This window comes from Marivita sp. (genome assembly GCF_020055675.1).
In the GTDB taxonomy this organism is placed as follows: domain Bacteria; phylum Pseudomonadota; class Alphaproteobacteria; order Rhodobacterales; family Rhodobacteraceae; genus Marivita.
Genome location: NZ_JAIPUS010000051.1, coordinates 1 through 8,235, shown reverse-complemented (window position 1 = coordinate 8,235; position 8,235 = coordinate 1). Strand labels below are relative to the sequence as shown.

Sequence of the window (8,235 nt, the reverse complement as noted above, 5' to 3'; positions counted from 1 at the left end):
TGCTCGAACACCATCCGGACCGCACGTGCGCGGACCTCGGGCGCATACCGATTTGCCATTTTGCTTTTTGTCATAACCATCATCCTTACTTAAGTTGATGGTCTCCGACAAACTCGGAGCGTTTCAAGAAAGTCCAAGGCTCCGAATTTTCTGCCGACCCTTTAAGAAACCCATACAATCCCAAATCAATCGGCGGCGATTTCCGCTATGGGGAAACTGCGAGAAAACCGCAGGCGACAAGGGAGAGCCATACCCCGTCTTACACCAGCTACGTCGGCATCGGGGCTGGCATGAAGGTCGCAATCAACAATACCGACCAAAACGATCGACAGGCCTTTGATGCGGCGAACGATCGCGTCTTGATCCCGGTCTGACGCATATGGCTTTCGGCGTGTCTTCTCGGGTCGAGCTTGGATGACACGAGACCGTTCTCGTCGGGATGGGCTGGTTCGTTGACGGGTTTCAAAGACCCTGGGCCAAGCATGGTGTCGCGGTCGTATTGCTTCTGAGTCCCGCCCGCTGATCCGGACCGTGCACACCTGCTGCACGGGGCCGAATCGCATTTTTACCTCGGGCCTCCGTTTCGTGCATCAAGCGTAGCTGCCGCATCCACAGGCCTCTGTTTGTTGATTCTGCGGCGCGGAATTCATCACGAACTGCGAAATATCGACCATGAATGAAGCGGTATCAGAAAGCTACTAGACTTTTAATCAAGTAACTTGACTGAATGATCCTGTGTGGTTTGTGCTGACAGTGCGGGCCATTTGACGGTTCCACGGGTGTGGTTCTGGCGTTCACGGAGGCCGCAGAACAACGGCCATGTACGGTTGCTGCCATCCCAAGGCCCCCGCGCATCGCCGGTTCAAGAAACGGCCAGGCCCGCACGGGCCGGCGACACGCATGGAGGTACGACATGACCACGCAATACGGATGGGAACCCTACCTGAGCGAGCGCGACCGCAAACATGACGCGCTCTGGGGCAAGAAAGAGCTTTTCGGTTTTGGCGGAAAACCTGCACTTCTGCTCATCGATATCTACTACAGCGTGCTGGGTCTTGACCGGCAGGAAATCTTTGACTCGATGAAGACCTGGCCGGGATCGACCGGTCTGGAAGGGTGGGCCGCGGTGGACCGGACGGCGCAACTTCTTTCGGTCGCCCGCGAAACCGGCATTCCTGTCGTGCATGTCAAGGGGTTGCAGACCGGCATCAAACCGTGGGTGCATCGCAAGCGTGGTCCGTCGAAGCTGAGCCCGGACATGCAGGCGAAAGGCACCGAGATTGTCGATGAGGTCAAGCCCATCGACGGCGAGGTTGTGATCGAAAAGACGGCCCCGTCCGGGTTTCAGGGCACGCCGCTTGCTTTCCATCTGCAAAGCCTCGGGATCGACACCTTGATCTGCTGCGGCGAGACCACGTCGGGATGCGTGCGCGCCTCCGTCGTGGATGCGGCGACCCACCGGTTCCGCGTCGGCGTCGTCAAGGAATGCGTTTTCGACAGGACCGAGGCGTCGCATTTCATGAACCTCTACGACATGCATCAAAAATACTCCGACGTGGTCTCTGCCGAGATGGCCGAAGAGTATTTCCGTGGAATCGCTGCGGCCGAGCCGGTGCCGATGGCCGCACGCAAGGTCGGCTGATCCAGAACGCGCAGCGCAAAGCAGGCGAAGACCTGCAACCGTTGCGCGGCCTTCCCCCACTGCCTGACAAGGAGACACAGACAAATGTTCAAACTCAATCGCCGCCAATTTGGCAGCCTTCTGGGGGCGACCGCGCTCGTTGGCGCCGGCCAGCCCGTACTTGCCCAGGACGGCAAGACGCTGACGATCCGTTTCTACGACGATCCGGCAGGCTATGACCCGGCCAACATATTCCGGATCGAAAACGAGAACCTTGCCTTTAACATCTTCTCGGGGCTGACGACTTATGACAGCCAGACCGGCGAGATCATTCCCGATCTCGCGACCTCGTGGGAGACGACCGACAACAAGACCTGGACGTTCAACCTGCGCAAAGGCGTCCAATGGCAAGAAGGCTACGGCGAGTTCACCGCCGAGGACGTCATTTACTCCTACAGCCGGATCCTCGACCCAGAGACGGCATCGCCCTATGCTGGCGAGTTCGCCGGGCTTGTCGCCATGGAGGCGCCCGACCCGTATACGCTGATAATCGAGCTGGACTCGCCCAACGGCAGCTTCCTGCATTCAGTGGCCAATTATCACCAGGGCCAGATCGTCAAGAAAGAGGCCATCGAGGCAGCCGGCGACCAGGTGCGCTGGCAACCGGTAGGCACTGGGCCCTACTACATGGACTTTATTGACGTGAATTCGCAGATCATCCTGAAGCGGCACGACGATTACTACCAGGGCCCGGCGCCGATCGAGACGCTGGTTTTCAACATCATCAAGGACGAGGCGACCGCCACGATCGCCCTGCGCAACGGCGAGGTCGATCTTGTCATGCGCTCCAACCGCGAGGAAAACCTGCAGACCCTGATGGCCGAAGGGTTCAAGATGAACACCGTGGACAATTACGCGGTGGCGGTGAAGGTCTTCAACACCGAGTTCGAACCCTTCGCCGATGCGCGTGTGCGCAAGGCCATCGCTCATGCGATCGACTATGACACCATCACGCAGGCGCTGTCCCCCAGCCTGCAGCAAGGGTACCATTCGCTGCTGATGCCCTGGATGCCGGTCTACACCCCGGACGTCGCGCGCTACCCCTATGATGTCGAGGCTGCGAAGGCGCTGCTGGCACAGGCGGGCTATCCCGACGGGTTCAGCTTCAAGCATCTGGGCACCTCGGCGCAGGGCGTGACCGAGCTTCAGCAGTTCGAGATCGATTTTCTCTCCAAGGTCGGCGTAGCCATGGAGATGGACCTGGTCGATACGCCGACCTTCAACCAGCGGCGCAACGCCGGCGAATTCGAGATGGCAACCCGCCTGTTGCCCGCGATCAACCCGGACATGATCCTGGCCAACTACCTGCACCCCGACAACAAGGTGCCCGGCGGTCTGAACGGAGCGCGCTACGACAACCCGGAGGTTACCGATCTGATGGCGGCCGCGAAGGCCGAGCCGGACCCGGAGAAGGCCAAGGCGCTCTACGTGCAGTTACAGCAGATCGTCATGGACGACTTGCCGTACCTGCCGACCTACGCCAACAACGTCTTCTGGCCAGGCAAGCAGTCCGTCATCGGCGTGCAGCCCAACTACCTCGCCCAGGTGAATTTCTGGGAAGTCGACGTAACGACGTCCTGAAGGATTGCCGGCCATGATTGATTACAGCCTGAAAAAGCTCGTGCAGCTCGTGATCACCACCTTCGGTGTTGTCACACTTGTGTTCTTCACGCTCCGGCTCATCCCCGGTGATGCGGCTTCGGCCATGGCTGGCGACACCCTGTCGGGCGACGCGCTCGAGGCCTTGCGCGAACAGATGGGATTGAACGAGCCCCTGTTTCGCCAGTATCTCGACTACCTCTCGTCTCTCGCCCGGTTCGATCTGGGCGAGACCATCACCACGCGCATCCCGATCTCCGAACTGCTGCTCAAGGCGGTGCCGATCACCATGACGATCGCGGTCTCGACCATCGTGTTGACGGTGCTGATTGCGATTCCGCTTGGTACGCTTGCAGCCTTCATGGCGCACAAGGGCCGAAAGACGCTCGACAATTTTCTGACGGGGACGGCGATGATCCTTGACCTGATGCCGTCGTTCTGGACCGCGCTTGTGTTCCTGTTACTGTTCTCGCTGACGCTTGGCTGGTTTCCAGCCAGTGGCATGGTGTCCTGGGACGATCCTTGGGCGCTGATGCAGCGGATCGCGCTGCCCGTTCTGGTGCTGTCGGTCACGCAGGTTGCGACCATGGCCCGGATCACGCGCACATCGGTGCTTGAAATCCTGAGTGAAGACTATGTGCGCACCGCCCGGTCGATGGGGTGGTCGGAACTCCGTGTCTTGTTCCGTCACGCGCTCAAGAACGCGGCGCTGCCGATCGTGACAGTGATCGGCCTCAGCTTTGGAAATCTGCTGAACGGGACAGTCATCGTCGAATTCATCTTCACGGTTCCCGGCGTCGGAAACCTGCTGATCACCGGCATCAACAGCCGCGACTACCAGATGGTGCAGACCCTTATCGTCTTCTACGCGCTGCTGTTCGTCACAATCAACTTTGCCACGGATCTTGTCTATCGTTCGCTCGATCCGCGCGTGAAATTCTAGGATCGCGAAGGTCTCGCCATGTTTCAGAAAACCCTTTATGCTCGGCCTCAACATCGGTCTTTCCGAGCGGCCCTGGCTGGCCTGATGCGCAATCCTCTTGTTACGAACAAGAAATCGCGCCTGGGTCTCATCATCCTATTGCCGATCCTGGCGCTCGCGGCCATCGCACCGATCCTGCCGATCCAGGCGCCACTAGAGACGAACCTGTTCGCCTCTCTGGAAAAACCATCCATTTTCCATCCGTTCGGGACCGACAAGATGGGGCGCGACATCTTCAGCCGCACGCTGGCCGGCATCAAGGTCTCGCTCATCGTCGGGCTTTCGGTGGCGGCCATTGCGCTTGGGATGGGCCTTTTGTTGGGAACTCTGGCCGGGTTCTTTGGCGGTCTGATTGACCGCGTCGTGATGACCGTGGTGGATATCTTCCTTGCCTTTCCGTCGCTTCTCCTGGCGATCGGGCTTGTGGCGATCCTTGGCACCGGGCTGATCCCGGTGATCCTGGCGATTTCACTTGCCGATGTGCCGCGGTTCATCCGTCTGCAGCGCTCCCTGGTCCTGTCACTGCGCACGCGCGCTTTCATAGACGCGGCGCGGACGGTCCAGGCCAGCCAGTTCTGGATGGTCACGCGCCACATCGTTCCCAACACATTGGCGCCCATGCTGGTGGCCGCGTCCATCGCCGCCGCGAATGCCATCCTGATCGAGGCAAGCCTGTCGTTCCTTGGTCTCGGGATCATGCCGCCGGAGCCATCGCTGGGCAATGTCATCCGCGATGGCCAGCTGTATCTCGAACACGCGTGGTGGATATCGACGCTGCCCGGCGTGGTCATCCTGCTGATCGCCGTGTCGCTGCACTTCCTTTCGGACGGCGTCCGCGAACTGCTGGACCCGAGGTCACGCAAATGACTGTTTTTCAGGAGAGTCGCCGGATGACCATTCAACAAAGTATCGACACGCCGTTGCTGGACGTACGCGACATGACCACAGAATTCCGGACCGAAGCTGGCACGGTCGCCGCGGTAAACGGTGTCAGTTTCCAGATCGGACAGGGCGAACGGGTTGCCGTGGTCGGTGAAAGCGGCTCGGGCAAGAGCGCCATGGCGATGTCCCTTCTCAAATTGCTGGCCTTGCCCGGCGAGGTGACCGGCGGGCAAGTCCTGCTTGATGGGCGGGACCTCGCAAAGCTGTCCGAGCGTCAACTGAACAAGGTGCGCGGTCGACTCGTCGGCACGATTTTTCAGGATCCCATGTCGTCGCTCGATCCGGTGATGAGGGTGTCAGAGCAAATGATCGCCCCGATCCGCCGGCATCTGGGCATGTCCGCCGCCCAGGCCCGGGCCGAAGCCGTGCTGTGGCTGGACAAGGTCGGGATTCCCGATCCCGAAGGCCGGATCGACGCCTATCCTTTCGAGATGAGCGGCGGGATGCGGCAGCGGGTGATGATCGCGATGGCGTTGTCATGTCGCCCTAACCTTGTTGTTGCAGATGAGCCGACAACCGCTCTGGACGTCACGATCCAAGCGCAGATCGTCGAGGTGCTCAAGACCTTGACGGCGGAATCCGGCGCCGCGATGTTGTTCATCACGCATGATCTGGGGCTGGTTGCCCGTTTCGCCCACAAGGTGGCGGTGATGTATGCTGGCCGCATCGTCGAGTTCGGTCCGGTATCAGAGATATTTCGCGATGCCCGTCATCCCTATTCGCAAAGCCTGCTGCGCACGATCCCCAGCAAGACGGCGCTTGAAGGTGGACGGCTGCCGCAGATCCCCGGCCTGCCGCCGGACATGAAACACGCGCCCGACGGCTGTGCCTTTCGGGCGCGCTGTGCCGCGGCAGAGGACCGATGCGCGTCGGAACGGCCAGCGCTGACATCGCGGGGCCCCGATCATGCCGCCGCGTGCTGGCGGCCTGCCGGACTGGGCGAGGCTGAAAAGCAGGACCCCGGTGTCCATCAACCGCGCCGCAACGATCAGGGACCGGGCAGCCGTGTCGTTGTGGAAATCCATAACCTGGAGAAGCAATTCGTCACGCCCTCGTTGTTTTCGCGGACACCGCGGCAGCTCGTGCGCGCCATCAACGGTGTCAGCCTGCGCGTGCATCAGCGTGAGACGCTCGGGATTGTGGGCGAATCGGGCTGCGGCAAGAGCACGTTGGCCCGCATCCTTCTGGGCATCGATACCCCGACGCGCGGCGAAATCTTCATCGACGGCACCCCGCAGATGATCTTTCAGGATCCGTTTTCGTCATTCAATCCGAAAATGCGGGTCTCCACCATCATCGCCGAACCTTTGATCGTCAAGGATTGGGGCGATGCGGCGGCGCGTGCAGAACGGGTCAGGTGGCTGATTTCAAAGGTCGGCCTCGGCCCCGAGTACCTTGAACGCTACCCCTCGGAGTTGTCGGGCGGCCAGCGCCAGCGCGTGGCGGTTGCCCGCGCGCTCGCGCTGGAGCCCTCGGTTGTCGTGGCGGACGAGCCAACCTCGGCGCTGGACGTGTCGGTGCGGGCGCAGATCATCAACCTCCTGCGTGACCTGCAGGACGAACTGGGCATCAGTTTCGTGTTCATTTCCCATGACCTTCTGACGGTACGCTACATGTCGGATCGGATCGCGGTGATGTACCTTGGCGAAGTGGTGGAATACGGGCCCGCCGATCTGGTGTTCGAACATCCGGTCCACCCCTACACCAGGGCCCTCATCGATGCGGTTCCCGTCCCCGATCCCGCTGTCGAGGCAAACCGGAGCGCCGTGCCGATTTCCGGCGAATTGCCCAGCCCGCTCGATATTCCGGCAGGCTGTGCATTTGCCACACGCTGCCCAATGGCGACGGACCGCTGCCGGACGGAAAAGCCGCAGCTTCGTAAACATTCGCGCCTGCGCGAGGCGGCTTGCCACTATGCAGACTGACCGTTTCGCCCGTTTCGGGATCTTCGGAGGCGGGGTATTCTTCACCGTCGTGGGCCTCGCCAACCCTTTCTTCACCCTGTACGCCGCAGAGCTTGGCGCCTCGACCTTGGCGATCGGCCTGCTCGTGACCTTGCGGGCGGTTCTGCCGATCGTGATCGCGATGCCCGCGGGCCAGCTGATCGACACGGTCGGGCCGATGCGCATGCTGTCCCTCGGGTCCGGCTGCCTTCTGGCATCGCTGCTGTGCACCGTTCTGGCGCAAGGCATCCCGCTATTGGCTATCAGCCAGGTGTTGCTGGGCGTGGCGATCATCGTTTCCGCGTCATCCCTTCAGGTGCTGGTGGCCAAAGGCGCACGAGACAAGCGCAACGATGCGATCAAACGCTATTCGATGTGGATGTCCGGTGGTGGCATGGTCGGCCCATTGATCGGCGGTGTGATCGCGACGCTGTTCGAGGTGCCGCTGGACGGATACCGGGCGGCTTTTGTCGCCTCGTCGGTGGCGACGGGGGTGTTTCTCGCCGCTGTTCTGTATCTTGCCCGCCGGTACGCGCACAGCCCGGCCGAGGGCGGTCCCGCGGTGCGCGAGGTGCTGAGCGCGCGGGGCGTTCTGGACAGCTACAAGCGCGGGATCGACCTGACCTCGCATCGCCCGGTGCAGTTCGGCCTGATCGGCACGTTCCTGATCATGTATATCCAGGCGCTTTACATGAGCTTCCTGCCCCTTTTCTAACTGTTTTTTATAATGATTGGCCACTATACTTTTAGAAGGATTATTACTTATCCTTTTGGCATAATTTAATATATAAATAATTGTAATTATATAAAATATAACAAAACTAGCAGTTCTAAATGCAATTCCTGAAAACAAAGGTAGACCTACAATACTTTGCGCTATACCTGTTGTAAAAAGATTTAATACTCCAGAGGCAAATCCAACGCCCATACCAGCCATCGCTGTAGCGACGCCTGTCATTTTATCATAGCCTAAGGCTGTTACAACTGAAACTGCGAGCGGAATAAAGGGTAATCCTCCTTCCCCCATTCCTATTGCACCTAAGATAGCAAATATTAACGTTAATCCTCCGATAATTGCTAACTCTTTT

Annotated in this window: 6 protein-coding genes and 1 pseudogene; 6 read left to right on the top strand and 1 reads right to left on the bottom strand. The window is 59.9% G+C overall.

Annotated elements, in window-relative coordinates; translation table 11 throughout:
- Positions 1-913: 913 nt before the first annotated feature.
- The 6 genes from LCF59_RS16990 (at position 914) to LCF59_RS16965 (ending at position 7,862) form a co-directional block, all read left to right on the top strand.
- Positions 914-1,642 (top strand): isochorismatase family protein, encoded by a 729-nt coding sequence (locus LCF59_RS16990; RefSeq protein ID WP_292288812.1) that lies wholly within the window; start codon positions 914-916, stop codon positions 1,640-1,642.
- Between the two features lie 84 nt (positions 1,643-1,726).
- Positions 1,727-3,262: an ABC transporter substrate-binding protein gene (locus LCF59_RS16985; protein WP_292288811.1), complete on the top strand. Its 1,536-nt coding sequence runs from the start codon at positions 1,727-1,729 to the stop codon at positions 3,260-3,262.
- A gap of 13 nt (positions 3,263-3,275) precedes the next feature.
- Positions 3,276-4,223 carry an ABC transporter permease gene (locus LCF59_RS16980; RefSeq protein WP_292288810.1) on the top strand — a complete coding sequence of 316 codons (948 nt, stop codon included), beginning with the start codon at positions 3,276-3,278 and terminating at the stop codon, positions 4,221-4,223.
- Between the two features lie 84 nt (positions 4,224-4,307).
- A complete protein-coding gene (locus LCF59_RS16975; RefSeq protein ID WP_292288809.1) occupies positions 4,308-5,129 on the top strand; it encodes an ABC transporter permease in 822 nt (273 codons plus the stop codon).
- Positions 5,130-5,152: 23 nt separating this feature from the next.
- Positions 5,153-7,129 (top strand): ABC transporter ATP-binding protein, encoded by a 1,977-nt coding sequence (locus tag LCF59_RS16970; RefSeq protein WP_292288808.1) that lies wholly within the window; start codon positions 5,153-5,155, stop codon positions 7,127-7,129.
- Complete coding sequence (locus tag LCF59_RS16965; RefSeq protein WP_292288807.1) at positions 7,119-7,862, top strand: MFS transporter; 744 nt, start codon at positions 7,119-7,121, stop codon at positions 7,860-7,862. Before LCF59_RS16970 ends, LCF59_RS16965 begins: the two co-directional genes overlap by 11 nt.
- Before the next feature lie 51 nt (positions 7,863-7,913).
- Here LCF59_RS16965 and LCF59_RS17810 read toward each other — a convergent pair.
- A pseudogene (locus LCF59_RS17810) lies at positions 7,914-8,174 on the bottom strand (YfcC family protein); the annotation flags it as partial.
- Between the last annotated feature and the right edge of the window lie 61 nt (positions 8,175-8,235).

Bases quoted from the DNA above. Each gene is read 5' to 3' on its own strand.
- LCF59_RS16990 (WP_292288812.1), top strand. From the start codon at position 914: ATGACCACGCAATACGGATGGGAACCCTACCTGAGCGAGCGCGACCGC.
- LCF59_RS16980 (WP_292288810.1), top strand. From the start codon at position 3,276: ATGATTGATTACAGCCTGAAAAAGCTCGTGCAGCTCGTGATCACCACC.
- LCF59_RS16970 (WP_292288808.1), top strand. From the start codon at position 5,153: ATGACCATTCAACAAAGTATCGACACGCCGTTGCTGGACGTACGCGAC.
- LCF59_RS16975 (WP_292288809.1), top strand. From the start codon at position 4,308: ATGCGCAATCCTCTTGTTACGAACAAGAAATCGCGCCTGGGTCTCATC.
- LCF59_RS16965 (WP_292288807.1), top strand. From the start codon at position 7,119: ATGCAGACTGACCGTTTCGCCCGTTTCGGGATCTTCGGAGGCGGGGTA.
- LCF59_RS16985 (WP_292288811.1), top strand. From the start codon at position 1,727: ATGTTCAAACTCAATCGCCGCCAATTTGGCAGCCTTCTGGGGGCGACC.